Here is a 24,930-nt window from a genome sequence, read left to right as displayed (position 1 = left end):
CAGCTGATTCTTGCGAAACAGCATAAAAAAACGGGCCCTGAGGCCCGTTTTTGTCACGTTGCGTTATTGGTGCGCGACGATGGCATCGTCCTGCACATCCATTTCGATGGTTTTTCCCGGAACCAGCGCGCCAGACAAAATCTTCTGCGCCAGCGGGTTTTCAATCTGCTGCTGGATGGCCCGTTTCAATGGCCGCGCGCCGTAAACCGGATCGTAACCATTTTCGCCCAGCAGTTTCAGCGCCGCGTCGGAAATGTGCAGCTGATAACCGCGCTCTTCCAGACGCTGATACAGCCGCTGCAGCTGAATCTGCGCAATCGAGGCAATATGTTTTTCACCCAGCGGATGGAATACCACCACCTCATCAATACGGTTGATAAACTCCGGACGGAAATGGTGTCCGACGACCGTCATCACCACATCTTTCATTTCCGCGTAATCAAGCGCGCCGAAACGTTCCTGAATCAGATCCGAACCGAGGTTAGATGTCATGATCACCACGGTATTGCGGAAGTCCACGGTGCGCCCCTGACCATCGGTCAGACGCCCGTCGTCCAGTACCTGCAGCAGAATGTTGAATACATCCGGATGCGCTTTTTCCACCTCATCCAGCAAAATCACCGAATAAGGGCGACGACGCACCGCCTCTGTCAGGTAACCGCCCTCTTCATAACCAACGTAGCCCGGAGGTGCCCCGACCAGACGCGACACCGAATGTTTCTCCATGAATTCCGACATATCGATACGCACCATCGCGTCGTCGCTATCGAACAGAAAATTAGCCAGCGCCTTACACAACTCGGTTTTACCGACACCGGTCGGTCCAAGAAACAGGAACGATCCGATTGGCCGGTTCGGGTCAGACAAGCCCGCGCGGCTACGGCGAATGGCGTTCGATACCGCTTCAACCGCTTCGTCCTGGCCGATAACCCGGGCATGCAGCTCCTGCTCCATCCGCAACAGTTTATCGCGCTCGCCTTCCATCATGCGGGCCACCGGAATACCGGTCCAGCGCGCCAGCACATCGGCGATCTCGACATCCGTTACGCGGTTGCGTAACAGCTTCATGGTTTTACCTTCAGCCTGCGTGGCGCTTGCCAGCTGTTTTTCCAGCTCCGGAATTTTGCCGTATTGCAGTTCCGACATCTGGCCAAGGTCACCCACACGCCGAGCCTGCTCCATAGCCAGACGCGCCTGCTCCAGCTCGGCTTTGATGTTTTGCGTGCCGGTCAGCGAGGCTTTTTCCGCTTTCCACTCTTCTTCGAGCTCAGCATATTCGCGCTCTTTCTGATCCAGCTCGCTTTCCAGCATCTCCAGACGCTTAACGCTGGCATCATCCGATTCTTTCTTCAGCGCCTGCTGCTCCAGTTTGAGCTGGATGATACGCCGTTCGAGACGATCGAGCGGTTCCGGCTTGGAGTCAATCTGCAAACGAATACTCGACGCCGCCTCATCAATCAGGTCGATGGCTTTGTCCGGCAACTGGCGATCGGCAATATAGCGGTGCGACAACGTTGCCGCAGCGACAATCGCCGGATCGGTAATTTGCACATGGTGATGCAGCTCATAACGCTCTTTCAGGCCACGCAGAATGGCGATGGTGTCTTCCACGCTCGGTTCGGCGACGAACACTTTCTGGAAACGGCGCTCCAGCGCGGCATCCTTCTCAATGTACTGGCGATATTCATCCAGCGTGGTGGCACCCACGCAGTGCAGTTCACCGCGTGCCAGCGCCGGCTTCAGCATGTTGCCGGCATCCATCGCGCCGTCGGCTTTGCCTGCGCCGACCATGGTATGCAGCTCATCGATAAACAGAATGACGTTGCCTTCCTGCTTGGCGAGGTCGTTCAGTACGCCTTTCAGGCGCTCTTCAAACTCGCCGCGATATTTCGCGCCGGCCACCAGCGCGCCCATATCCAGCGCCAGTACGCGCCGGCCTTTCAGCCCTTCCGGCACTTCGCCGTTAATGATGCGCTGCGCCAGCCCTTCAACGATGGCGGTTTTACCGACGCCCGGTTCACCGATAAGCACCGGGTTGTTTTTGGTACGGCGCTGCAATACCTGAATGGTGCGGCGAATCTCTTCGTCACGCCCGATAACCGGATCTAACTTGCCGAGCTCAGCGCGCTCCGTCAGATCGATGGTGTATTTTTTCAAAGCCTGGCGCTGATCTTCAGCCCCCTGATCGTTCACGTTTTCCCCTCCCCGCAGTTGCTCGATGGCCTTAGCGAGTTTGTCCGCCGTGGCACCGGCAGACTTCAGTAAGTCCGCCAGCGAGCCGCGCGATTCGAGGGCCGCCAGAACAAATAATTCAGATGAAATAAAGTTGTCGCCGCGCTTTTGCGCCAGCTTGTCGCACAGATTCAGTACACGGACCAAATCCGCTGATGGCTGAACGTCGCCGTCGGTCCCTTCGACCTGTGGCAAACGATTGATGGCTTGTTCGATGCTGGTACGCAGGCTAGCGACATCCGCCCCCGCCGCGCTGAGCAGCGGACGTACCGATCCACCCTCCTGGTTGAGCAGCGCGCTCATCAGGTGCAGGGGTTCGATGAATTGATTATCGTGTCCCAGAGCAAGGGACTGTGCATCGGCCAGGGCCAACTGGAATTTGTTGGTAAGACGATCCAGACGCATGATTCCTCCCATTACAGGTCAAAATGCTACTGGAGATTAAATGAGGTCATCCCTCAAATTTTCAAGGTTAATGACCTGAGTTGTGAGCAAAAAATACGCTTACTGGATCGTCTTGCGGCGTAAGGTTATCTCAGCCAAATCAAAGTTGCCATACGCCCGGTGATTCCGTCGCGTCGGAAGGAGAAAAAATCGGCGCTTTCCTGATAGGTGCAGCGCGCGTCAGCCGTGACAGATCGCACGCCAGCGGCCTGCAGACGCTGGGTTGCCAGCAGCCAGATATCGGCAAAATATTTCTCACCGGCCGGGCGAAAAGCCGCATCGGCAGCGGCATCCTGCGCCAGGAACGCACTGCGCACCTCGGCCCCCACTTCAAATGCCTGCGGACCAATCGCCGGACCGAGCCAGGCATGAATCTCGCTCTCCGGGCAGTGAAACTGTGCCAGCGTCTGCTCCAGCACCCCATGACACAACCCGCGCCAGCCGGCATGTGCCGCGGCAACTTCGCTGCCATCATGGCTGCAAAACAGCACCGGCAGGCAGTCGGCGGTCATCACTGCACACACGACGCCGCTTTCCCGCGTTATCACCGCATCGGCACGCGGCACGGCCGCAGCCGCCGGCAGACGCGCCACCGTCTGGCCGTGTACCTGCTCCAGCCACTGCGGCATCGCCGGTAGCGCCAGTTGCTCGACCACGCGCTGACGATTGTGCATCACGCAATCCGCCTCGTCCCCGACGTGCGCGCCAAGGTTGAGGGAATCCCATGGCGCAGTGCTAACGCCGCCGTGCCGCGTGGTCGAATAAGCCTGCACGCGCGCCGGCGCTGGCCACTGCGGCACGATCCAGTCACTCATAGCCAGTCCAGCTGATCGCGGAACTCGTCGGTATCGGCTTTCAGTGCCTCAATCAGATCAACCATGTCCTGCGGCAATGACGCGTGCCACTCCATCTCAATCCCGGTGATCGGATGATAAAGACGCAGCATAGTGGCGTGCAGCGCCTGGCGGTCAAAACCGCGCAGCGTACTGATAAAAGCCTCAGAAGCGCCCTTTGGCGGACGCGGACGACCACCGTACAGCGGATCGCCCACCAGCGGATGATTAATGTGCGCCATGTGCACGCGAATCTGGTGAGTACGGCCGGTTTCCAGGCGCAGGCGTAAGCGCGTATGGGCGCGGAAATGCTCCATGATGCGATAGTGCGTGGTGGCCGGTTTACCCATCGGATGCACCGCCATGTGGGTACGCTTGGTAGAGTGACGCGCCATCGGCTCATTCACCGTACCGCCGGCGGTCATGGTGCCAATCGCCACCGCTTCATATTCACGGGTGATTTCACGCAGCTGCAGCGTTTCAACCAGATGCGTCTGCGCTGGTACCGTTTTGGCCACCACCATCAGTCCGGTGGTATCTTTATCCAGACGGTGCACGATGCCGGCGCGCGGCACGTCGGCAATCGCCGGATAGTGATAAAGCAGCGCATTCAGTACCGTGCCGTCCGGATTACCGGCGCCAGGGTGGACCACTAAGTCGCGCGGTTTGTTGATCACCAGGATGTGGTCATCTTCATAAACAATATCCAGCGGAATATTTTGCGCTTCCCAGCGCTGCTCCTCTTCGATCTCGGCATCAATCGCCACCCGCTCACCGCCGAGTACTTTCTCTTTCGGTTTATCGATGATGGTGCCGTTGACGCTGACCCGACGCTCAAGGATCCACTCTTTTATGCGGGAACGTGAATAATCAGGGAACAATTCCGCCAAAGTCTGATCTAAGCGTTGTCCAAGCTGTGCTTCGGACACCGTTGCGGTGAGTTGAACTTGTTGTGCCATATACAGCTTCTTCGTTAACGTTGGGTTTTCACGGCGATGCCGTTTAATATAATGTGCTATCGTACTGGTCATTACCGGGAGCTATACGGACAGCTTCCGCCATAACACTTTGAGGATAATCATTTCGTCATGACGCGTATGAAACATCTGGTGGCTGCTGCCACACTGAGCCTGGCACTGGTGGGCTGTTCCGGCTCATCGGACCCGGTCCCGGACAGCCCGCCGTCTGAAATTTACGCCACAGCGCAGCAAAAGCTGCAGGACGGTAACTTTAAAGCGGCGATTAAGCAACTGGAAGCGCTGGATAACCGTTATCCGTTTGGTCCTTACTCGCAGCAAGTGCAGCTGGATTTGATCTACGCGTACTACAAAAATGCCGATCTGCCACTGGCGCAAGCCGCCATTTCCCGCTTTATGCGCCTGAACCCGACGCACCCTAACATTGATTACGTGATCTATATGAAGGGCCTGACGGACATGGCACTGGATGATTCCGCGCTGCAGGGCTTCTTCGGGATCGATCGTTCCGACCGCGATCCTACCCATGCGCGTGATGCATTCCGTGACTTCTCTCAGCTACTGCGCGGCTATCCGAACAGCCAGTACGCGGCAGATGCGCAGAAACGTCTGACGTTCCTGAAAGATCGCCTGGCGAAGTATGAGCTCTCCGTGGCGCAATTCTATACCAAGCGCGGTGCCTATGTCGCCGTTGTTAATCGGGTTGAAGGTATGATGCGCGATTATCCGGACACCCAGGCCACGCGTGACGCGCTGCCGTTGATGGAAAATGCCTATCGCCAGCTGCAGCTGACGACGGAAGCCGACAAAGTCGCGAAAATCATTGCGGCGAATAGCGCGTCCTGATTTTCGTGCCATTAAAAAAGCAGCCGCTGTGGCTGCTTTTTTTGGTCAGAAAACCGTCTGAAACGGATTTTTCCGCTACGGTTAACTCATCAATCTTGCCCCTATCCCCGCTGTGCATCAAGCTTTTTTCGCCCTTTTCCCGGCCTTTCTCACAATTCGCTGGCATTGACAAAAAGTGACATTCCAATGTGATCCAGATCACACATTTTCCTGATTTGCGCGGTATGCTGGTCCTACCCAGACGGAAATGACAGAGAGGTTTAACTATGATTCTGAACATTACCAGCAAACAAATGGAAATCACTGCGGCTATCCGCAACCATGTCGAAGACCGTCTCGCCAAGCTGGAAAAATGGCAAACCCACCTGATAAATCCGCACATTGTGTTATCGAAAGAGCCGAAAGAATTTGTGGCCGATGCCACCATTAACACACCAAACGGCACGCTGGTCGCCAGCGCGAAACACGATGATATGTATACGGCCATCAATGACCTGATCGCCAAGCTGGAGCGCCAGCTAAATAAAGCACAGCACAAGCCTGAAGCACGGCGCGCCACCAGCAGTGTTAAAGATTTCACCCCTGCCGGGTAATTTATCGCTATTCAGCAACGCGCCTGCGGGCGCGTTTTTTATTGACAGCTTTTAAGCTGTGCGGTTACTCTCAGTCCACTTTATTGCCGGAATTGATCATGAAACTGCTGCCGTTCTTCTTCGCATTCTTTTTTACCTTCCCCTGATTGGGAGGCGATTCGTCGTGTGAAAATGAATGCGAAGACGAACAACAAAGCCTCCCAACCGGGAGGCTTTTTTATTGGACATTTTACAGGTGAGCCCTATGAATCCCGAGAATCCGCTGCTGGCGTTACGCGATAAGATCAGCGCCGTCGATGCCAGGCTGTTAACGCTGCTGGCTGAACGGCGCGCGCTGGCCGTTGAGGTAGCGCAGGCTAAGCTGGCCACCCATCGCCCGATTCGTGACGTCGAGCGCGAACGCGCCCTGCTGGAAAACCTCATCGCGCTGGGTAAAAAACATCAGCTGGATGCGCACTACATCACGCGCCTGTTTCAGTTAGTGATTGAGGATTCGGTGCTGACCCAGCAGGCGCTGCTGCAGAAAAACCTGAATCATCCACATGCGCACGCGCCGCGCATCGCCTTCCTCGGCCCAAAAGGCTCCTATTCGCACCTTGCCGCCCGTAAATACGCCACGCGCCACTTCGATTCGATGGTGGAAATGGGGTGTCTGAAATTCCACGACATCATTCAGCAGGTTGAAAGCGGTCAGGCGGATTACGCGGTGATGCCGATTGAGAACACCAGTTCCGGCTCGATCAATGATGTATACGATCTGCTGCAGCAAACGTCGCTGTCGATCGTCGGCGAGCTGACCATTCCTATCGAACACTGCGTGCTGGTCAGCGGTAATACCGATTTGCAGCAGATTGAAACCGTGTATAGCCATCCGCAGCCGTTCCAGCAGTGCAGCCAGTTCATCAACCGCTTCCCGCAGTGGAAAATCGAATATACCGAGAGCACGGCGGCGGCGATGGAGAAAGTAGCCGCGATGAACTCGCCGCACGTGGCCGCGCTGGGCAGTGAAGCCGGCGGTGAGCTGTATGGTCTGCAAGTGCTGGAGCGCAACCTGGCGAATCAGCAGCAGAACCATACCCGCTTCATTGTGCTCGCGCGTAAACCGATTGAAGTCTCCAGCCAGGTGCCGGCCAAAACCACGCTGATTATGGCGACGGGCCAGCAGGCCGGCGCGCTGGTTGAAGCACTGCTGGTGTTGCGTAATCACAATCTGATCATGAGCAAGCTGGAAAACCGGCCAATCAATGGTAACCCTTGGGAAGAGATGTTTTACATTGATGTGCAGGGCAATCTGCAGTCGGAGAACATGCAGCAGGCGCTGGAAGAACTGCGCGCGCTCACGCGTTCACTGAAGGTGCTGGGCTGTTATCCCGGTGAGAACGTGGTACCGGTAGAACCGCGTCTGTAAATCAAAAAGGCATCCTCGCGGATGCCTTAATCATTACTGGCGACTGTCGTTGGCGGAGCGCAGCATGCTGCGGCTCTCGACAAGGAAGCGTTTCGCGTAGTCACCAAACCAGTGTTCCACACGCTCAAAGCTGTTGATGAACGCCTGTTTATCGCCCTGCTCCAGCAGCGTGATGGCTTCACCAAAACGCTGATAGTAGCGTTTAATCAGCGCCAGATTACTTTCCGACGACATGATAATGTCGGCGTACAGCTGCGGGTCCTGCGCAAACAGCCGCCCCACCATCGCCAGTTCGAGGCGATAGATAGGCGAGGACAGCGCCAGCAGTTGATCCAGATTGACGTTCTCTTCCGCCAGATGCAAACCATAAGCAAACGTGGCGAAGTGGCGCAGCGCCTGAATGAACGCCATGTTCTGATCGTGCTCAACCGCACTGATGCGGTGTAAGCGCGCGCCCCACACCTGAATCTGCTCCAGGAACCACTGATAGGCTTCCGGCTGACGGCCATCGCACCATACCACCACCTGCTTCGCCAGGCTGCCGCTGTCCGGACCGAACATCGGATGCAGTCCCAGTACCGGACCGCTGTGTGCCGCCAGCATCGCCTGCAGCGGACGGTTCTTCACCGACGCCAGATCCACCAGAATGCAGTCATCAGGCAGCGCTGGCAGATCGGCAATGATCTGTTCGGTCAGATGGATCGGCACGCTGATGATCACCATGCCCGCATCGTGCAGCAGTTCATCCGCGCGCGGCCAGTCATCTTTATCGAGAATACGCACCTGATAACCGGAGAGCGTCAGCATCTTCTCGAACAGACGTCCCATCTGACCGCCGCCGCCGACAATCACCACCGGACGCAGTTCAGGACACAGCGTTTTGAAGCCTTTGTCATTTTCATGCGCATAGGATTCACGCATCAGACGACGCAGTACATCTTCGATCAGGTCCGGCGACACGCCGAGCGCTTCCGCTTCCTGACGACGCGAAGCCAGCATACTGGCCTCGCGCTCAGGCACATAAATAGGTAAACCGTAGCGGCTTTTGACTTCGCCGACTTCGGCCACCAGCGCCAGTCGTTTCGCCAGCAGCCCCAGCAGGGCTTTATCTACTTCATCAATTTGATCGCGCAGCGCGGTCAGTTCAGCCACCATGACTCATTACACCTCGTGTGACAGACGCGCCGACAGCACTCCCTGCAGATCCTGATGGATTTCACGCAGCAAAGTTTCAGTGGTTTCCCAGTTGATGCAGGCATCAGTGACGGAAACCCCGTACTTCATCTCGCTACGCGGTTGCTCAGAAGACTGGTTGCCTTCGTGAATATTACTTTCCAGCATCAGGCCAATGATGGAGCGGTTTCCATCTTTAATCTGCGCGATAGCCGATTCGGCTACGCCAGGCTGACGGCGATAGTCTTTGTTAGAATTGCCATGGCTGCAATCTATCATTAAGGCCGGACGCAGTCCCGCTTTCAGCATCTCTTTTTCGCACTGCGCGACATCTTCCGGGCCGTAGTTTGGCGCTTTGCCGCCGCGCAGAATCACGTGACCGTCCGGGTTGCCCTGGGTTTGCAGCAGGCACACCTGACCGGCCTGGTTAATGCCGACAAAGCGGTGCGGCATCGCGGCGGCGCGCATGGCGTTGATTGCGGTGCCGAGGCTGCCATCGGTGCCGTTTTTGAAACCCACCGGCATCGACAGGCCAGACGCCATTTCACGGTGCGTCTGCGATTCGGTGGTACGCGCCCCAATCGCCGACCAGCTAAACAGATCGCCGAGGTATTGCGGGCTATTGGGGTCGAGCGCTTCGGTGGCCAGCGGCAGGCCCATTTCCACAAGATTGACCAGCAGCTGACGCGCAATGTGCAGGCCGGCTTCCATATCAAACGAGTTGTTCATGTAAGGATCGTTGATTAACCCTTTCCAGCCGACGGTGGTACGGGGTTTTTCAAAATAGACGCGCATAACGATATACAGCTGATCCTTCAACTGTGCAGAGAGTGTTTGTAACTGACGAGCGTAATCCAGTGCGGCTTCGGAATCGTGGATCGAGCAGGGACCGCACACCACCAGCAGACGCGGATCGCGACCCGCGATGATATCCGCGATGGTCTGGCGGGAAGCGGCAATTTGCGCTTCCTGCGCCGCAGTCAGCGGGAACTTCGCTTTCAGTTCCTGTGGCGTAATTAAAATCTGTTCGTCGGCGATATGCACATTGTTCAGCGCGTCTTTTTGCATGATGGCGATCCTTTTTCACTCGTTATGCGGTTTTACGATCCTCACTGAGGATGACGCTTACTTTACCACATCATGTAAATCATGCAATCCATGCATGTACACTTTTATTACCACCCCCTTTTGAACCACAAAATAAAAGTAATTTAAAATATATAAATCATGCATTTAACAACATGATGGTCTGTAAGACCCATCAAACACCTATGTAAAGTTATAATTACACCCATCTGGCCAGGCCAGATGTTTTTTCCTTACGATATCGCTAACATGCTGTTATCCATTTAATTAGTTCAGGATCGCTCTATGTCCATCCCTGAAGTCGCCCTGCGTCCCTTTATTCTGCAGGATGCTGAAGCGTTTACGCATGCCGTTAATCAGTCTCTGAACAGCCTGCTGCCGTGGATGGTATGGGCACACACAGATTACAGCGTCGATGAAGCCGTGAGCTGGATCAATTTCACCCATCTGCAGCGTCAAAAGGGTGAAGCTGAAGAGTTCGCGATTGTCGATGGCAACGATCGATTGCTGGGCGGTGCTGGCTTACGTTATGCGCGCCAGCCCGGCGAGTTCAGCGCGCTGGGCTACTGGGTTCGCAGCGAGGCGCAGCAACAGGGCGTTGCCCGCCGGGCGGTGGCACAGCTGGTGAATCTGGCGTTCGCCCAGCCACACATAACTGTGCTGGAGATTCTTGCTGCAGAAGAGAATCACGCCAGCCGCGCCGTGGCCCTGCGCAGCGGCTTCTCGTTTGTGGATTACCGCTACGGGTTGATTGTGCTGGAGAGCGGTCCGGTCAACACGGCGATCTATCACCTCAGACGCCCATAAAAAAAGGGGCTGGCCTTATGGCCAACCCCTTGTTTGCTATTAACTTTGGGATGTCGCTTACGCGCCAAGACGCTCTTTGATACGAGCTGACTTACCGGTACGCTCACGCAGGTAGTACAGTTTGGCTTTACGCACAGCACCACGACGTTTGACAGTAATGCTGTCAATTACCGGAGAGTGAGTCTGGAAGACACGCTCAACGCCTTCGCCGTTAGAAATCTTGCGAACAGTGAATGCAGAGTGCAGACCGCGGTTACGAATAGCGATAACCACGCCCTCGAATGCCTGCAGACGTTTCTTAGAACCTTCAACGACCCATACTTTCACTTCCACGGAATCACCCGGACGGAAGGAAGGTACGTCCTGTTTCATCTGCTCTTGTTCAAGTTGCTTGATAATGTTGCTCATAATTAAATCTCTTATCCTGGGTAAACTGATAGTCAGGGAAGATTACTCTTCCACCTCATCGTTTTGTTGCTGCTGATGTTCCCGCTGGAACTCACTTAGCAACCTTGCTTGCTCTTCAGTCAGAGCCAGGTTTTCCAGAAGTTCAGGTCTTCTTAGCCAGGTACGGCCCAGCGACTGTTTCAGGCGCCAGCGGCGAATATCGGCATGGTTGCCCGACAGCAGAACTGGCGGAACCTCCATCCCTTCTAACACTTCAGGTCGGGTATAGTGCGGGCAATCCAGCAAACCTTCCGAGAACGAATCCTCATCGGCTGACGCCTGTTTCCCCAGCACGCCAGGAATAAACCGGGCGACCGAGTCAATTAACGTCATTGCTGGCAGCTCACCGCCACTGAGCACGTAATCACCGATTGACCATTCTTCATCAATCTCAGTGTGAATCACACGCTCATCTATCCCTTCATAACGACCGCAAACCAGAATTAACTTCTGACTGGTCGCCAGTTCGCAAACACCTTGCTGGTCAAGTTTGCGACCCTGAGGTGAAAGATAAATCACCTTAGCGCCTTCTCCCGCCGCCGCTTTCGCTGCGTGGATAGCATCCCGTAAGGGTTGCACCATCATCAACATCCCCGGTCCGCCGCCGTAAGGACGATCGTCCACGGTACGGTGCCGGTCGTGCGTGAAGTCACGTGGACTCCAGCTCTCTATGTTGAGCAGGCCATTTTTTACTGCCCGGCCAGTTACCCCGTACTCGGTAATAGCGCGAAACATCTCTGGAAACAGGCTAATAACACCAATCCACATCGCGTTCGCCGTTACGTTACCGGATTGTCCGGAGATCAAAAACCAGGATCCCAGTCTACTTCAATGGTGCCAGTAGCGAGATCGACTTTCTTGATAACCTGTTCATCAAGAAACGGTATTAACCGCTCCTGTACACCGAATGCATCTTTCAGGTTTGCCTTTACGACGAGAACGTCGTTCGAGCCGGTCTCCATCAAATCAATGACTTTGCCCATCTCGTAGCCGTCGAGGTTTACCACTTTGCAACCCATCAGGTCTTTCCAGTAGTAATCGCCCTCTTCCAGCGCCGGCAGCTGCGTGGAGTCAACCGTAATTTCGCAATTGGTCAACTGTGTCGCAGCGTCCCGATCGTCAATGCCTTTGACTTTGATGATCAGGTCCTGATTGTGGTGCTTCCAACCCTCAAGCTCGACCTGCTGCCATTGACCGGCGCGCTGGATAAACCAGGGTTGATAGTCGAAGATGCTTTCAGCGTCTTCAGTGGAGGAAAACACTTTGAGCCAACCCCGAATTCCGTAAGCGGCACCCATTTTGCCCAGAATGATTGGGTTAACGGGAGGCTGTGCGGCAGGTTTACTGCTCATGCTCACCACCGTGACAGATTAAGCTGCTTTTTTTGCTTCTTTGATCAGCGCGTTAACGCGATCAGAAAGCGTTGCGCCCTGGCCAACCCAGTGCTCAATACGGTCCAGATCCAGACGCAGGCCTTCAGCCTGACCAGAAGCGATCGGGTTGAAGAAACCTACGCGCTCGATGAAACGACCGTTGCGAGCATTGCGGCTGTCAGTGACGACGACCTGATAGAACGGACGCTTTTTAGCGCCGTGACGTGCCAAACGAATGGTTACCATAACATCCTCTTTAGTTAATAAAACAACCGGGCCCCATCGAGGAACGGGGCCCGGGTGCAATATAAAAAGCCCGAAAATTTTACTCATTTTGGCGCAAAAAGCAACCTGAGTGTCTCACTTTTCTGGTTCGGGCTGTGTCGCCTTAGCGGCCGGGGAATCCTGGCGGCATCATGCCTTTCATGCCACGCATCATTTTGGCCATGCCGCCCTTCTTCATTTTCTTCATCATGCGCTGCATATCATCAAACTGCTTCAGCAGTCGGTTGACGTCCTGCACCTGCATACCGGAACCTGTAGCGATACGGCGCTTGCGCGAACCTTTGATGATCTCTGGCTTCTCACGCTCTTTGCGCGTCATCGAATTGATGATGGCTTCCATGCGCACCAGCACTTTGTCATCCATCTGCGATTTAACGTTATCCGGCAGCTGGCCCATGCCCGGTAGTTTGCCCATCAGGCTGGCCATGCCGCCCATGTTGCGCATCTGCTTAAGCTGCTCCAGGAAGTCGTTGAGATCGAAACCGTCGCCGGTTTTCAGCTTCTTCGCCAGCTTTTCCGCCTGCTCGCGGTCAACTTTGCTCTCGATATCTTCAATCAGCGACAGCACGTCGCCCATGCCGAGAATGCGCGACGCGATACGGTCCGGATAAACGCCTCCAGCGCATCGGTCTTCTCACCCATCCCCATAAATTTGATTGGCTTGCCAGTGATGTGACGAATCGACAGCGCCGCACCGCCGCGCGCATCGCCGTCCACTTTGGTCAGGATCACACCGGTGAGCGGCAGCGCTTCGTTGAACGCTTTCGCGGTGTTGGCGGCATCCTGACCGGTCATGGCATCGACGACAAACAGCGTTTCAACCGGATTGATCGCGGCGTGCACCTGTTTGATCTCATCCATCATCGCTTCGTCAACGTGCAGACGGCCAGCGGTATCCACCAGCAGCACATCGTAGAACTGCAGACGCGCTTCTTTCAGCGCGTTGTTAACGATATCCACCGGCTTCTGGCTGAGGTCGGACGGACAGAAATCCACACCGACCTGCTGCGCCAGGGTTTCCAGCTGTTTGATCGCCGCCGGGCGGTAGACGTCCGCAGACACCACCAGCACCTTTTTCTTGTGCTTTTCGCGCAGGAATTTACCGAGCTTACCGACGCTGGTGGTTTTACCGGCACCCTGCAGGCCCGCCATCAGCACCACGGCCGGCGGCTGAGCATTGAGGTTCAGCGCGTTATTTTCGGCCCCCATCGCCGCAACCAGTTCGTTGCGCACGATTTTGATAAACTCCTGACCCGGCGTCAGGCTTTTGTTTACATCCTGCCCCACCGCGGCTTCTTTCACGCGGTTGATGAAATCGCGCACTACCGGCAGCGCAACGTCCGCCTCCAGCAGCGCCATACGCACTTCGCGCAGCGTATCTTTGATGTTGTCTTCGGTCAGCCTTCCGCGGCCACTGATATTGCGCAGGGTTTGCGACAAACGATCGGTTAAATTATCAAACATGCTCTCTCACTTAATAGCGTAGCGAGGCCGCCAGGGCGACACAATGCGGCGGATTATAACACGAAGCCAGGCCGATCTCTGCAATTGACCGTGAGATCGTTTGGAGCCTGCTGCCGCTGGCGCTATACTGCTTTTTTCCTTATCTGACCGACACCTGAAAGGATCTATGTTCGTTTTCGCGATCGTGGCGCTGTTCGCCTACTCTCTCAGTCTTGCATTGATCATTCCGAGCCTGCTGAAACGCAACAGCGGCTGGCGGCGTTTTGCCGTGTTATCCGCCTGCGTGGCGCTGATTGCCCATGCGGTAGCGCTGCAACAACGCATATTTGCCGTCGATAATGGACAAAACCTTAGCCTGCTGAATATTGGTTCGCTGGTCAGTTTGCTCATCTGCGCCATCATGACTATCGTCGCGTCGCGCAATCGCGGCTGGCTGCTGCTGCCGATTGTTTACAGTTTTGCGCTGATCAATCTGGCCTTCGCCACCTTTGTGCCAAACGCCTTTATCACCCATCTTGAGACCACGCCTGGCATGATGGTGCACATCGGTCTGTCGCTGTTTGCCTATGCCACGCTGATCATCGCGGCGCTGTATGCGCTGCAGCTGGCGTGGATCGACTATCAGTTAAAGAACAAAAAGCTGACGTTCACCCAGGATATGCCGCCGCTGCTCAGCATCGAGCGTAAGATGTTCCACATCACGCAGATTGGCGTGGTATTGCTGACGCTGGTGTTGTGCACCGGCCTGTTCTTTATGAATAACCTGTTCAGCCCGGAAAACATTGATAAAGCGGTGCTGTCGATTATCGCCTGGTTTGTCTACATCGTGCTGCTGTGGGGCCACTATCATGAAGGCTGGCGCGGTCGCCGTGTGGTGTGGTTCAACTGCGGCGGTGCGCTGCTGCTGACCATGGCCTATTTCGGCAGCCGCGTTCTGCAGCACCTGCTCACCTCTCACTAAAGGAATTTTTGCGTTGGAACATGTTTCAACCACCACGCTCATTATCACGCTGATCATTATGGTACTGGTCTCGGCCTACTTCTCGGGTTCAGAGACCGGCATGATGACGCTCAACCGCTACAAACTGCGCCACAAAGCCAAAAGCGGCAACCGCAGCGCGCGTCGCGTTGAGAAACTGCTGCGTCGCCCCGACCGTCTGATTAGCCTGGTGCTGATCGGCAACAACCTCGTGAATATTCTCGCCTCGGCGCTCGGCACCATTGTCGGTATGCGCCTGTACGGCGATGCCGGCGTGGCCATCGCCACTGGCGTGCTGACCTTCGTGGTGCTGGTGTTTGCCGAAGTGCTGCCTAAAACCGTCGCGGCGCTCTATCCGGAAAAAGTCGCGTATCCCAGCAGTTTTCTGCTGGCGCCGCTGCAGTACGTGATGCTGCCGCTGGTGTGGCTGCTCAATACCATTACCCGCATTCTGATGCGCATGGTGGGCATTAAGACCGAAGGGTCGATTAACTCCGCCCTCAGCAAAGAAGAGCTGCGCACCATCGTGTATGAGTCCCGCTCGCTGATGTCGCGCCGCAACCAGGACATGCTACTGTCGGTGCTGGACCTTGAAAAGGTCAACGTTGACGACATCATGGTGCCGCGCAATGAGATCGTCGGCATCAATATCAACGATGAGTGGAAGTCGATCGAGCGTCAGCTCAGCAACTCACCGCATGGCCGTATTGTGCTGTTCCGCGACTCACTGGACGATAGCGTCGGCATGCTGCGCGTGCGCGAAGCGTGGCGCATGATGGCCGAGAAAAAAGAGTTCAATAAAGAGCGACTGCTGCGCGCTGCCGATGAAATCTACTACGTGCCGGAAGGTACGCCTCTTAACGTGCAGCTGGTAAAATTCCAGCGCAATAAGAAGAAAGTGGGGCTGGTGATCGATGAGTACGGCGACATCAAAGGACTGGTTACCATCGAAGATATTCTGGAAGAGATCGTCGGCGACTTTACCACCTCTATGTCACCGTCACTGGCCGAAGAAGTGATGCCGCAAAACGACGGTTCGGTGCTGATTGAAGGCAGCGCCAACGTGCGGGAAATCAATAAGGCCTTCAACTGGACGCTGCCGGAAGAGGAAGCGCGCACCATCAACGGTATGCTGCTGGAAGCGCTGGAAGAGATCCCGCAGATGGACACGCAAGTACAGGTTGGCCATTACGACATTGATATTCTTGATGTGCAGGACAACATGGTGAAGCAGGTGCGCATCACGCCGCATCAGCCGCTGAAAGCGTCCATCGGTTCCTGAGACGATAAAAACAAAACGCCGCGATAATCGCGGCGTTTTTTATGGCTGAAGCGGCAACTAGAGTTGCAGCTCTTTGAGCTTTTCAGCCGGCAGCTTCAGATCTTCGTTACGGTTGACGCCAATGTCGTGCGCCAGCACGTTGCGCGCAATCTGCTGCGCTTCGTCCAGCGAGTGCAGCTTGTAGCTGCCGCACTGGTATTCGTTCAGTTCCGGAATCTGGTTCTGATCTTTTACCTTCAGCACATCTTCCATCGCACCTTTCCACGCTTTTGCCACGCGCTGCTCGTCTGGCGTACCAATCAGGCTCATGTAGAAGCCGGTGCGGCAGCCCATCGGTGAGATATCGACGATTTCCACGCCGTCACCGTTGAGGTGGTTACGCATGAAGCCCGCGAACAGGTGCTCCAGCGTGTGGATGCCGCGTTCGGTCAGGATGTCGATGTTCGGACGGCAGAAACGCAGATCGAAAACGGTGATGGTATCGCCATGCGGAGTGTTCATGGTCTTCGCCACGCGTACCGCTGGCGCGCCCATGATGGTGTGATCAACAGTAAAACTATCCAGTAGTGGCATACGTCACCTCCTGTTTTGAGATTTTTTTTAAAACGATGAAACTTTTCTGTTCGCCCAACGTCTGAATATATGAAAGACGCGCATTTGTTATCATCATCCCTGACAACAGAGATGTTAATTTAGGCCACAGTGATGTGGCCATTTTCTTTTCTAGCCTTCGCGACCTGCCAGATAGCTGGCAAAATCCAGTGTATCACTCTGCTCCAGCTGCTGCTGTTTCAGCACCGACTCCTGCGCCTGACGGCTAAAATCGGCTTCGGTGAGAATTTCCAGCGGCTCTTCGCACAGCAGATGACGATACTGCTCGGCCAGCGCCACGCCGGCTCCGGTCAGCCCCTGCTCTTTAATGGCTTGCAGAATGCGCGCCGAATAGGTTAGCTCAGGATCGTCAAACGACGCTACCAGTTGATCGCAAACCTGTTGATATTGCGTGCTGCCGTCGTTGCTATCCAGCACTTCAGCCACCCGGCGCAGATCGGCAAACAGCGCTTTACCGACATCAACCAGCAGATGTTCCGTATCACTGCAGCCCACGCCGATCACCTGACCCGGCTTGCGCCCTTCCAGCACCACGCGGTTCCAGTTTTTCCGGCTGCACAGCAGCTCATCTGCGCTCATCTCCGGCGCATCGGCCAGCGTACACCAAATCAGGAACAGATCGAGGAAGCGCGCCTGATCGGCGTCCACACCGATGGCAGAGAACGGGTTGATGTCCAGCGAACGCACTTCAATGTACTCAATGCCGCCGCGCAGCAGCGCATCGGACGGCGCCTCACCCGAGCGGGTCACGCGTTTTGGACGAATCGGTGCGTACAGTTCGTTCTCGATTTGCAGCACGTTGGTATTGAGCTGCAGCCAGTTGCCCTTCGCGTCTTTGGTGCCCATCGCCGCATATTCGGCAGACGGTGTTTTGATCGCCGCTTTCAGCGCAGCGACATACCCTTCCAGCGAATTGAAGGTAATGCCCAGCCCGCTTTGTGATTTATTGGTGTAGCCCAAATCACTCAGGCGCAGCGACGTGGCATACGGCAGCCACAATGTTCCTTCGCCGTTGGTTTCGAACGGCAGCTTACTTTCCCGTCCCTGCAGGAAGGAAGAGCAGATGGCTGGCGAAGCGCCAAACAGGTAAGGAATCACCCAGCCGTAGCGATAGTAGTTGCGAATCAGGCGCAGATAGCCCGCCGAGATGGTCTCTTTGCCGCTCTCCGCGTCTTTGACATCCGCCCACTCCTGCCAGAACGACAGCGGCAGCGAGAAGTTATAGTGCACGCCAGAAATAATCTGCATCAGCGCGCTGTAGCGATTTTTCAGCCCCTGACGATACAGGGTTTTCATTTTGCCGATATTGGAGCTGCCGTACTGCGCCAGCTCAATGTTGTCCACATCTTCAACATAGCCCGGCATACTGAACGGCCACATGCGCTCGTCGCCCAGCTCGCGCGCCACGTGACGGTGGATGTCGCGCAGAAACGCCAGGGAGCGATCGATGTTCTGATCCACCGGGGTGATGAACTCCAGCAGCGTTTCAGCAAAATCGGTGGTAATCCAGTCGTGCTTCAGCGCTGAACCCAGCGATTCAGGGTGGCCAGTATTAGCCAGATGACCATTCGGCTGGACGCGAAGTGTTTCACGTTCAATGCCACGGCCGATACCCTTTAACGCGTCGGGATGCGCTTCCAGCCAGGAGAGCGCTTTTGATACGTCCGGGATCACATTAACCTCCCGCTGTGTGAATAATTTATTTTTGTTCAGCATAATGTTAACCGTAGCCTCGAATCTGTGCGAATCAATGCCACCATTGCATACCTTGTAAAGTGGCGGTCGCGATAACGATATAACGCAGCGTTTTACCCAGGGCGAGAAACAGCACGCAGGGCAGCCAGGAGAAGCGCAACCACCCTGCGAGCACGCAGAGTAAATCGCCCACCACTGGCAGCCAGCTAAACAGCAGCGCTGCGGGTCCCCATCGTTGTAGCCACGTCATTGCTGTGTCGTGCCATCGCCCCTGCCCTGTTGCTGGCATCAGGCGACCAAGAAGAATGTTGGTCAGGCCGCCCAGCGTGTTTCCCACTGATGCAGCCAGTAACAATCCATAGACCGCCCCTTTCTGGGCGATCAATAACGCAATCAGCACCGCTTCTGAGCTGCCCGGAAGCAGCGTTGCACTCAGAAAGCTACTGCCGAATAACGATCCATACGTCAGAAATTCATTCACAGTAAACGGACATCAACCACATCCATGCCCGCCGCTTTAGCCGCCTGCACGCCAAAGTCAGCATCCTCGAATACCACGCAGCGCGCAGGCGCAACGCCCATCAGCTCTGCACAGCGTAAGAAGGTATCAGGCTGCGGCTTATGACGCTGGACATCGTCCGCGCCGACTACCGCATCAAACAGATGATAAACGTTGAGCGCTTCCAGCAGCGCTTTGGCTAAGCTGTGTTCGCTGCCGGTGCCAACCGCCATCGGACGGCGACCGTGATAGGCTTTGACCACCTGCATCAGCGGCAGCGGACGCACGTCTTCCAGCAGCATCGCTTTCAATGCCGCCGTTTTCTCTGCCGCCAGCTGATGCGGATCGTGCTGTGCCTGATTCTGTTCCAGAATGTAGCGGGCCAGTTGCCAGGTGGGTGCCCCGTTGAATGCCACCATCTTTGCTTCGTCCATGGTGAAACCATAGCGGCTCAGCACCTGCTGCCAGGCTTTTCGATGTGTCGGCTCGGTATCAAGAATGGTGCCGTCCATATCGAAAATCAGGGCGTCATAGTGGTCGTACATTGTGACTCCATTAACACCACAAAATGAGCCATTACTTTAGCGTAATGCGCTCAGGTTGTCGCCAGGCAGTCTTAACCGCAAATGCTTTGAAAGCATTAGCAATTTTCGTTTTCAGAATAAGGTCAGAGCGCGCGACCGGCGATAAATGGCGGTAAATGCAGTGATTTTTTTATGGAGACGGCGCGTGAGAAAATCTTTCGGAATGCGGATGTTGAATCGGGTCAGGAATGAAGCGGAACAGCGCACAAGGGCAGTTTACTTTTTATTAGATGGTGCATCCAGGAGGATGATTCGGCTGGCGCCTCACCCTGCGGGCCGTTGCTGAAGCAACGTTATCCTCCTTAGTACGTCCTGAACGATTATCGCATCATGACACACTGAGGCACTATCAATCTTGCAGAAGATGGTGCATCCAGGAGGATTCGAACCTCCGACCGCTCGGTTCGTAGCCGAGTACTCTATCCAGCTGAGCTATGGATGCATTGAGATTTTCTTTCGATGAACAAACTGAACAGACTTGAGAATAACATAGAGAATGGTGCATCCAGGAGGATTCGAACCTCCGACCGCTCGGTTCGTAGCCGAGTACTCTATCCAGCTGAGCTATGGATGCATTGAGAGATTTTCTTACGATGGACTAACTGAAATCAACCTGGGAATAATACAAAGAATGGTGCATCCAGGAGGATTATTCGGCTTGCGCCTCACCCTACGGGCCGTTGCTAAAGCAACGTTATCCTCCTTAGCACGTCCTGAACGATTATCGCATCATGACACACTGAGGCACTTTCCATCTCGGAGAAGATGGTGCATCCAGGAGGATTCGAACCTCCGACCGCTCGGTTCGTAGCCGAGTACTCTATCCAGCTGAGCTATGGATGCATTAAATGATTCTTGTACAACGCAGGGTGCTAACAACTCACCATGAAAGGAACTGCTCGTTCACTCTTACTACTCTGAAGTAAATACCATATCCGAAGATGGTGCATCCAGGAGGATTATTCGGCTTGCGCCTCACCCTGCGGGCCGTTGCTGAAGCAACGTTATCCTCCTTAGTACGCCCTGAAAGCTCATCGCTTCATGACACACTGAGGCACTTTCCATCCCGAAAAAGATGGTGCATCCAGGAGGATTCGAACCTCCGACCGCTCGGTTCGTAGCCGAGTACTCTATCCAGCTGAGCTATGGATGCATCGGAAAATGGCGGTGAGGCGGGGATTCGAACCCCGGATGCAGCTTTTGACCGCATACTCCCTTAGCAGGGGAGCGCCTTCAGCCTCTCGGCCACCTCACCTTACGCGTTCTTGCGAACCGTGCTTTTGAACTTTGTTTCCGCTCATCGGCACTGCGTGGCGCACATATTACTTTCCCGGACTTATAAGTCAAACAATTTTTCCCGACTTTTTACCGATTCAGGTTTGATTGCGCAAATGACGTGCAATCCGCATGTTTTGCCGACAAAAAGAGTGATTTATCAACAGTAAAAGCGTGCAGCAGCCGACATAATTCGCGGAAAAATCAGGAGAGCGTGAACGGATAAAAACAACGACGGGAGGAAGAGAAGCGGTAGCGCCTCGCCATATAGCGAGGCACTGAATACGTTATTGAGGTGTAATCTGTGTTTTTTCAGCCTGGATGCGCTGATAGATCTCTTCACGGTGAACCGACACTTCTTTTGGCGCGTTTACGCCTATGCGGACCTGGTTACCCTTAACACCCAGCACCGTTACAGTTACCTCATCACCAATCATGAGGGTTTCACCAACTCGACGAGTTAGAATAAGCATTCTTTGCTCCTTGAAAGATTAAAAGAGTCGGGCCTGTTCGGTCTCCCGGCCATATCCATCATATAACGCTGAACAATGCCTATGACAAATACACCATTGTGTTCTGCCATGCCAATACATTCTGCTGATAGTTAGTTTAGCCGAAATACACTACATCAACCGGACTTTGTCATTACCTGGTGCACACCGCGTTAAAAAGCGCCGAAACAGATGTTCCTGGCGCTCTTCACGATGCTTAATTTTATTTCGTTACAGCCGGTTACTCACCCACTCCGGCACGCCAGCCAGCGCGCCAGAAAGTGCCTGGGCGTCGGTTCCGCCTGCCTGCGCCAGGTCCGGACGCCCGCCGCCTTTACCGCCAACCTGCGCAGCCAGTTCGCCAATCAGCTCACCGGCCTTCACCCGATCGGTCAGATCTTTGGTGACGCCAGCAATCAGCGACACCTTACCTTCTGCAACGGTTGCCAGTACGATGACAGCAGAACCAAGCTGATTTTTCAGATCGTCCACCATCGTGCGCAGCATTTTTGGCTCGACATTGCTGAGTTCGCTTACCAGCAGTTTCGCGCCCTTCACCTCAACCGCTTTGCTACTCAGTGAAGCGCTTTCCTGCGCCGCTTGCTGATCGCGTAGCTGTTGCAGCTCTTTCTCCAGCGCACGCACGTTTTCTACCAGTCCGCGCACTTTCTCGTTCAGATTACTGTGGTTGGCTTTCACCACCTGAGCAATGTCGGTTAGCTGATCGCTCTGCGCATGCAGTTGTGCAATCGCCGCTTCACCGGTCACCGCTTCGATACGGCGAATACCCGCCGCCGTACCGGCTTCGCCCTGAATGCGGAACAGGCCGATGTCACCGGTGCGGGCCGCGTGCGTACCGCCGCACAGCTCAATGGAGTATTCGCCCATGCTGACCACGCGCACACGCTGATCGTACTTTTCACCGAACAGCGCAGTGGCGCCCAGCGCTTTCGCCTCTTCCAGGTCCATCACGTTAGTGGTGATAGGCAGGTTGCGGCGAATCTGGGCGTTAACGATATCCTCAACCGCACGAATCTGCTGCGGCTTCATGGCTTCGCCGTGCGAGAAGTCAAAACGCAGATACTTGTCGTTGTTAAGCGAGCCTTTCTGGCCAACGTGATCGCCCAGCACTTCGCGCAACGCTTCGTGCATCAGATGCGTCGCGGAGTGGTTAAGGATGATGCGGGAACGACGCACTTCATCGACCTGCGCCTGCAGGCGATCGCCCACCCGCAGCTGACCCTGGCGTAGCTTACCGATATGACCAAAGGCTTTGCCATATTTTTGCGTATCCTGCACGCTAAATTCAGCATTTTGCCCGGTCAGAGTGCCGGTATCGCCCACCTGGCCGCCAGACTCACCGTAGAACGGGGTCTGATCCAGAATCACCACCGCATCCTGCCCGGCAGCTACCTGCTCAACCTGCTGGCCGTCCACAAACAGCGCCTGCACCGTCGCCTCAAGCGACAGGTGGTCGTAACCTTTGAATTGAGTCGGCGTATCAAAGCGGATAACCGTGTTGTAATCGGTACCGAAGCCGCTGGCTTCACGCGCACGCTGACGCTGCTGCTCCATCGCCGCTTCAAAGCCCGCTTCGTCAATCTTCAGATTGCGCTCACGGCATACGTCAGCAGTCAGGTCCGCCGGGAAGCCGAAGGTGTCATACAGACGGAACACTGTTTCGCCGTCGAGGGTGTCGCCTTTCAGCTTCGCCAGCTCGTCGTCCAGCAGTGCCAGGCCACGCTCCAGCGTTTTAGCAAACTGCTCTTCTTCATTTTTCAGGGCGTTCTCAACGTGCTTCTGCTGACGCTTGAGATCCTCACCTGCTGCGCCCATCACCTCGATCAGCGGAGCCACCAGTTTGTAGAAGAACGCTTCTTTCGCGCCCAGCATGTTGCCATGACGCACCGCGCGACGAATGATGCGGCGCAGCACATAGCCACGGTTTTCATTCGACGGGATGACACCATCGGCAATCAGGAAGGCACATGAACGGATGTGGTCGGCGATCACGCGCAGTGATTTGTTGTTCAGATCGGTGGCGCCGGTTACCTGCGCCACCGCATTAATCAGCTTCGCGAACAGATCGATTTCATAGTTGGAGTTCACATGCTGCAGTACCGCGGCGATACGCTCAAGGCCCATACCGGTATCCACCGACGGTTTCGGCAGTGGCTGCATGGTGCCGTCGGCCTGACGGTTGAACTGCATGAACACGATGTTCCAGATTTCGATATAGCGATCGCCATCTTCTTCCGGACTGCCCGGAGGGCCGCCCCAGATATGGTCGCCGTGATCGTAGAAGATTTCGGTGCACGGACCGCAAGGGCCGGTGTCACCCATCTGCCAGAAGTTGTCAGAGGCGTAAGCACCGCCTTTATTATCGCCAATGCGGATAATACGTTCGCGCGGTACGCCGATGTCATTGGCCCAGATTTCAAAGGCTTCGTCATCGGTTTCGTATACGGTTACCCACAGACGCTCTTTCGGCAGCTTAAACCACTGCTCGCCCGTCAGCAGTTCCCAGGCGTAGGCAATGGCTTCTTTCTTGAAGTAGTCGCCAAAGCTGAAGTTGCCCAGCATTTCAAAGAAGGTGTGGTGACGCGCGGTGTAGCCGACGTTTTCCAGGTCATTGTGCTTACCGCCGGCACGCACGCAGCGCTGCGACGTGGTGGCACGCGAATAATCGCGCTTGTCCTGACCAAGGAAAACGTCTTTAAATTGCACCATGCCGGCGTTAGTAAACAGCAACGTCGGATCGTTGTTTGGTACGAGGGAGCTGCTGGCTACAACCTGATGTCCCTTGCTATGAAAAAAGTCGAGAAACGCTTGACGGATCTCAGCAGTGCTCTTGCTCATAAAATTCCTGGAATCACGCTAACGAACGTTCCCTTTCGCTGGCAAACCGCATGCGCCCGGCCCGCCACTGACTGAGGAACAAAAAGTGGGAATAAGATAAATTTTCTTCAATGGGAAGTAAAATCCCATCGCCTTTCAGTCGTCAATATTTCTGAAAATCGCCTGAATGTCTTCCATCATAAAGCCTTTCGACATCAGAAAGCGCTGGACTTTGCTTTTTTCCGCCCAGCTTTGCGGCAGCGGTTCGCCGAATTTACGTTTAGCGACCTCGGCCGCGCACTGGCTCCAGTCAACCTCGCTATCGAACAGCGCCTGGTTGATCTCATCACGGTCGATGCCTTTTTGCTGCAGCTCCATGCGCACCCGCTGTGGACCATAGCCTTTGCGCGCTCGACTCTGAATAAAGCGTTCAGTAAAACGCTGGTCGTTGAGCCAGCCATTCTCCTGACACCAGTCGAGCACTTTCTCCAGCAGCACTTCCGGTATCGGCTGGCTCTCCTGTTGCTGCAGCCAGGCCGCACGCTGATTGTTCAGCTGCAGTTTGCGTTTCAGCTCGTCGCGGCTATGGTCGCGCTGCGACAAAATACGCATGGCACGATCGAGTACCCGGGAAAAGGTTGGCTCCGGAGCCTGTGATGAGGTCGATGACATAGGATTACCTTGTTGTGACTGTTGCGCAGGGTAAA

The 24,930-nt window shown here is 55.1% G+C and carries 24 protein-coding genes, 5 tRNA genes, 1 pseudogene and 1 other annotated feature; of the genes and pseudogenes, 7 read left to right on the top strand and 23 right to left on the bottom strand.

The features are described 5' to 3' along the window. Positions 1 to 63: 63 nt before the first annotated feature. From clpB to rluD, 3 genes are all read right to left on the bottom strand, one after another. Positions 64 to 2,637, bottom strand: a complete 2,574-nt coding sequence (gene clpB / locus ABVR31_RS04855; RefSeq protein ID WP_088517859.1) for an ATP-dependent chaperone ClpB — start codon at positions 2,635 to 2,637, stop codon at positions 64 to 66. Positions 2,638 to 2,762: 125 nt separating this feature from the next. Continuing rightward, positions 2,763 to 3,491, bottom strand: a complete 729-nt coding sequence (yfiH, locus tag ABVR31_RS04850) for a purine nucleoside phosphorylase YfiH (RefSeq protein WP_372771938.1) — start codon at positions 3,489 to 3,491, stop codon at positions 2,763 to 2,765. After that, a complete protein-coding gene (gene rluD, locus ABVR31_RS04845; protein WP_372771936.1) occupies positions 3,488 to 4,468 on the bottom strand; it encodes a 23S rRNA pseudouridine(1911/1915/1917) synthase RluD in 981 nt (326 codons plus the stop codon). The genes yfiH and rluD overlap by 4 nt, the downstream gene beginning before the upstream one ends. A gap of 129 nt (positions 4,469 to 4,597) precedes the next feature. On the opposite strand from rluD, the gene bamD reads away from it, so the two are divergent. After that, the gene (bamD, locus tag ABVR31_RS04840) at positions 4,598 to 5,332 is read left to right on the top strand and encodes an outer membrane protein assembly factor BamD (protein ID WP_372771934.1); all 735 of its coding nucleotides are present in this window, start codon (positions 4,598 to 4,600) and stop codon (positions 5,330 to 5,332) included. Here bamD and ABVR31_RS04835 read toward each other — a convergent pair. Continuing rightward, positions 5,307 to 5,534 (bottom strand): hypothetical protein, encoded by a 228-nt coding sequence (locus ABVR31_RS04835; protein ID WP_372771932.1) that lies wholly within the window; start codon positions 5,532 to 5,534, stop codon positions 5,307 to 5,309. The two genes, bamD and ABVR31_RS04835, sit on opposite strands and share 26 nt — an antisense overlap. A gap of 64 nt (positions 5,535 to 5,598) precedes the next feature. On the opposite strand from ABVR31_RS04835, the gene raiA reads away from it, so the two are divergent. The 3 genes from raiA to pheA all read left to right on the top strand — a co-directional run bounded on the left by raiA (position 5,599) and on the right by pheA (position 7,333). Next, positions 5,599 to 5,925, top strand: coding sequence for a ribosome-associated translation inhibitor RaiA (gene raiA / locus ABVR31_RS04830; RefSeq protein WP_021507319.1), 327 nt, complete (start codon positions 5,599 to 5,601; stop codon positions 5,923 to 5,925). Positions 5,926 to 6,022: 97 nt separating this feature from the next. After that, positions 6,023 to 6,147, top strand: a sequence feature (Phe leader region). Further along, on the top strand, positions 6,024 to 6,071 hold the full coding sequence (gene pheL, locus ABVR31_RS04825) for a pheA operon leader peptide PheL (RefSeq protein WP_121497579.1): 48 nt from the start codon (positions 6,024 to 6,026) through the stop codon (positions 6,069 to 6,071). Its footprint overlaps the feature before it by 48 nt. A gap of 22 nt (positions 6,148 to 6,169) precedes the next feature. Further along, complete coding sequence (pheA, locus tag ABVR31_RS04820) at positions 6,170 to 7,333, top strand: bifunctional chorismate mutase/prephenate dehydratase (protein ID WP_021507320.1); 1,164 nt, start codon at positions 6,170 to 6,172, stop codon at positions 7,331 to 7,333. Between the two features lie 33 nt (positions 7,334 to 7,366). Here the strand turns inward: pheA and tyrA are convergent, their stop codons facing one another. Further along, the gene (tyrA, locus tag ABVR31_RS04815) at positions 7,367 to 8,488 is read right to left on the bottom strand and encodes a bifunctional chorismate mutase/prephenate dehydrogenase (protein WP_021507321.1); all 1,122 of its coding nucleotides are present in this window, start codon (positions 8,486 to 8,488) and stop codon (positions 7,367 to 7,369) included. 6 nt (positions 8,489 to 8,494) lie between these two features. Continuing rightward, entirely contained in the window at positions 8,495 to 9,574 is a 1,080-nt protein-coding gene (locus tag ABVR31_RS04810) for a 3-deoxy-7-phosphoheptulonate synthase (RefSeq protein ID WP_372771929.1), read from the bottom strand. Between the two features lie 303 nt (positions 9,575 to 9,877). On the opposite strand from ABVR31_RS04810, the gene ABVR31_RS04805 reads away from it, so the two are divergent. Next, on the top strand, positions 9,878 to 10,399 hold the full coding sequence (locus tag ABVR31_RS04805; RefSeq protein ID WP_127834475.1) for a GNAT family N-acetyltransferase: 522 nt from the start codon (positions 9,878 to 9,880) through the stop codon (positions 10,397 to 10,399). A 57-nt stretch (positions 10,400 to 10,456) separates the two neighbouring features. Here the strand turns inward: ABVR31_RS04805 and rplS are convergent, their stop codons facing one another. From rplS to ffh, 5 genes and pseudogenes are all read right to left on the bottom strand, one after another. Next, positions 10,457 to 10,807 (bottom strand): 50S ribosomal protein L19, encoded by a 351-nt coding sequence (rplS, locus tag ABVR31_RS04800; protein ID WP_021507324.1) that lies wholly within the window; start codon positions 10,805 to 10,807, stop codon positions 10,457 to 10,459. A gap of 42 nt (positions 10,808 to 10,849) precedes the next feature. Next, a complete protein-coding gene (gene trmD, locus ABVR31_RS04795; RefSeq protein ID WP_021507325.1) occupies positions 10,850 to 11,614 on the bottom strand; it encodes a tRNA (guanosine(37)-N1)-methyltransferase TrmD in 765 nt (254 codons plus the stop codon). A 35-nt stretch (positions 11,615 to 11,649) separates the two neighbouring features. Beyond that, positions 11,650 to 12,198: a ribosome maturation factor RimM gene (rimM, locus tag ABVR31_RS04790; protein WP_372771926.1), complete on the bottom strand. Its 549-nt coding sequence runs from the start codon at positions 12,196 to 12,198 to the stop codon at positions 11,650 to 11,652. Between the two features lie 18 nt (positions 12,199 to 12,216). Beyond that, positions 12,217 to 12,465: a 30S ribosomal protein S16 gene (rpsP, locus tag ABVR31_RS04785; protein ID WP_007893313.1), complete on the bottom strand. Its 249-nt coding sequence runs from the start codon at positions 12,463 to 12,465 to the stop codon at positions 12,217 to 12,219. 142 nt (positions 12,466 to 12,607) lie between these two features. Then, positions 12,608 to 13,968, bottom strand: a pseudogene (ffh, locus tag ABVR31_RS04780) (signal recognition particle protein). A gap of 166 nt (positions 13,969 to 14,134) precedes the next feature. Between ffh and ABVR31_RS04775 the strand changes: the two are divergent. Next, on the top strand, positions 14,135 to 14,929 hold the full coding sequence (locus ABVR31_RS04775) for an inner membrane protein YpjD (RefSeq protein ID WP_010617128.1): 795 nt from the start codon (positions 14,135 to 14,137) through the stop codon (positions 14,927 to 14,929). 13 nt (positions 14,930 to 14,942) lie between these two features. Continuing rightward, positions 14,943 to 16,229 (top strand): HlyC/CorC family transporter, encoded by a 1,287-nt coding sequence (locus tag ABVR31_RS04770; protein ID WP_021507328.1) that lies wholly within the window; start codon positions 14,943 to 14,945, stop codon positions 16,227 to 16,229. Positions 16,230 to 16,286: 57 nt separating this feature from the next. On the opposite strand, the gene luxS is transcribed toward ABVR31_RS04770, so the two are convergent. From luxS to ABVR31_RS04710, 12 genes are all read right to left on the bottom strand, one after another. Next, a complete protein-coding gene (gene luxS / locus ABVR31_RS04765; RefSeq protein ID WP_010617126.1) occupies positions 16,287 to 16,802 on the bottom strand; it encodes an S-ribosylhomocysteine lyase in 516 nt (171 codons plus the stop codon). A gap of 150 nt (positions 16,803 to 16,952) precedes the next feature. Further along, on the bottom strand, positions 16,953 to 18,557 hold the full coding sequence (gshA, locus tag ABVR31_RS04760) for a glutamate--cysteine ligase (RefSeq protein ID WP_372771923.1): 1,605 nt from the start codon (positions 18,555 to 18,557) through the stop codon (positions 16,953 to 16,955). Positions 18,558 to 18,588: 31 nt separating this feature from the next. Beyond that, positions 18,589 to 19,017, bottom strand: a complete 429-nt coding sequence (locus ABVR31_RS04755; protein WP_088517867.1) for a YqaA family protein — start codon at positions 19,015 to 19,017, stop codon at positions 18,589 to 18,591. After that, a complete protein-coding gene (yqaB, locus tag ABVR31_RS04750; protein ID WP_058771641.1) occupies positions 19,014 to 19,580 on the bottom strand; it encodes a fructose-1-phosphate/6-phosphogluconate phosphatase in 567 nt (188 codons plus the stop codon). Before yqaB ends, ABVR31_RS04755 begins: the two co-directional genes overlap by 4 nt. A 404-nt stretch (positions 19,581 to 19,984) precedes the next feature. Next, a tRNA-Arg gene (locus ABVR31_RS04745) sits at positions 19,985 to 20,061 on the bottom strand. 55 nt (positions 20,062 to 20,116) lie between these two features. Then, positions 20,117 to 20,193: transfer RNA gene (locus tag ABVR31_RS04740), tRNA-Arg, on the bottom strand. A gap of 192 nt (positions 20,194 to 20,385) precedes the next feature. Continuing rightward, positions 20,386 to 20,462, bottom strand: a tRNA-Arg gene (locus ABVR31_RS04735). Positions 20,463 to 20,695: 233 nt separating this feature from the next. Further along, positions 20,696 to 20,772 (bottom strand) — tRNA-Arg (locus tag ABVR31_RS04730). A gap of 9 nt (positions 20,773 to 20,781) precedes the next feature. After that, positions 20,782 to 20,874, bottom strand: a tRNA-Ser gene (locus ABVR31_RS04725). A gap of 307 nt (positions 20,875 to 21,181) precedes the next feature. Beyond that, positions 21,182 to 21,367: a carbon storage regulator CsrA gene (gene csrA / locus ABVR31_RS04720; RefSeq protein ID WP_058759760.1), complete on the bottom strand. Its 186-nt coding sequence runs from the start codon at positions 21,365 to 21,367 to the stop codon at positions 21,182 to 21,184. A 249-nt stretch (positions 21,368 to 21,616) separates the two neighbouring features. Continuing rightward, entirely contained in the window at positions 21,617 to 24,244 is a 2,628-nt protein-coding gene (gene alaS / locus ABVR31_RS04715) for an alanine--tRNA ligase (RefSeq protein WP_021507332.1), read from the bottom strand. Positions 24,245 to 24,379: 135 nt separating this feature from the next. Further along, positions 24,380 to 24,895, bottom strand: a complete 516-nt coding sequence (locus ABVR31_RS04710) for a regulatory protein RecX (protein ID WP_241493870.1) — start codon at positions 24,893 to 24,895, stop codon at positions 24,380 to 24,382. Positions 24,896 to 24,930 lie beyond the last annotated feature (35 nt).

The organism is Pantoea sp. WEP (assembly GCF_041678305.1).
Taxonomy (GTDB): domain Bacteria; phylum Pseudomonadota; class Gammaproteobacteria; order Enterobacterales; family Enterobacteriaceae; genus Pantoea; species Pantoea dispersa.
The sequence above is the reverse complement of the archived record's forward strand: the minus strand, read 5'-3'. Positions and strand labels throughout refer to the sequence as shown.

Bases quoted from the DNA above. Each gene is read 5' to 3' on its own strand.
- ABVR31_RS04805 (WP_127834475.1), top strand. From the start codon at position 9,878: ATGTCCATCCCTGAAGTCGCCCTGCGTCCCTTTATTCTGCAGGATGCT.
- ABVR31_RS04710 (WP_241493870.1), bottom strand. From the start codon at position 24,895: ATGTCATCGACCTCATCACAGGCTCCGGAGCCAACCTTTTCCCGGGTA.
- alaS (WP_021507332.1), bottom strand. From the start codon at position 24,244: ATGAGCAAGAGCACTGCTGAGATCCGTCAAGCGTTTCTCGACTTTTTT.
- rpsP (WP_007893313.1), bottom strand. From the start codon at position 12,465: ATGGTAACCATTCGTTTGGCACGTCACGGCGCTAAAAAGCGTCCGTTC.
- csrA (WP_058759760.1), bottom strand. From the start codon at position 21,367: ATGCTTATTCTAACTCGTCGAGTTGGTGAAACCCTCATGATTGGTGAT.
- rplS (WP_021507324.1), bottom strand. From the start codon at position 10,807: ATGAGCAACATTATCAAGCAACTTGAACAAGAGCAGATGAAACAGGAC.
- clpB (WP_088517859.1), bottom strand. From the start codon at position 2,637: ATGCGTCTGGATCGTCTTACCAACAAATTCCAGTTGGCCCTGGCCGAT.
- ABVR31_RS04810 (WP_372771929.1), bottom strand. From the start codon at position 9,574: ATGCAAAAAGACGCGCTGAACAATGTGCATATCGCCGACGAACAGATT.
- rimM (WP_372771926.1), bottom strand. From the start codon at position 12,198: ATGAGCAGTAAACCTGCCGCACAGCCTCCCGTTAACCCAATCATTCTG.
- rluD (WP_372771936.1), bottom strand. From the start codon at position 4,468: ATGGCACAACAAGTTCAACTCACCGCAACGGTGTCCGAAGCACAGCTT.
- luxS (WP_010617126.1), bottom strand. From the start codon at position 16,802: ATGCCACTACTGGATAGTTTTACTGTTGATCACACCATCATGGGCGCG.
- raiA (WP_021507319.1), top strand. From the start codon at position 5,599: ATGATTCTGAACATTACCAGCAAACAAATGGAAATCACTGCGGCTATC.
- gshA (WP_372771923.1), bottom strand. From the start codon at position 18,557: ATGCTGAACAAAAATAAATTATTCACACAGCGGGAGGTTAATGTGATC.
- pheA (WP_021507320.1), top strand. From the start codon at position 6,170: ATGAATCCCGAGAATCCGCTGCTGGCGTTACGCGATAAGATCAGCGCC.
- tyrA (WP_021507321.1), bottom strand. From the start codon at position 8,488: ATGGTGGCTGAACTGACCGCGCTGCGCGATCAAATTGATGAAGTAGAT.
- trmD (WP_021507325.1), bottom strand. From the start codon at position 11,614: ATGTGGATTGGTGTTATTAGCCTGTTTCCAGAGATGTTTCGCGCTATT.
- yqaB (WP_058771641.1), bottom strand. From the start codon at position 19,580: ATGTACGACCACTATGACGCCCTGATTTTCGATATGGACGGCACCATT.
- bamD (WP_372771934.1), top strand. From the start codon at position 4,598: ATGACGCGTATGAAACATCTGGTGGCTGCTGCCACACTGAGCCTGGCA.
- yfiH (WP_372771938.1), bottom strand. From the start codon at position 3,491: ATGAGTGACTGGATCGTGCCGCAGTGGCCAGCGCCGGCGCGCGTGCAG.
- ABVR31_RS04775 (WP_010617128.1), top strand. From the start codon at position 14,135: ATGTTCGTTTTCGCGATCGTGGCGCTGTTCGCCTACTCTCTCAGTCTT.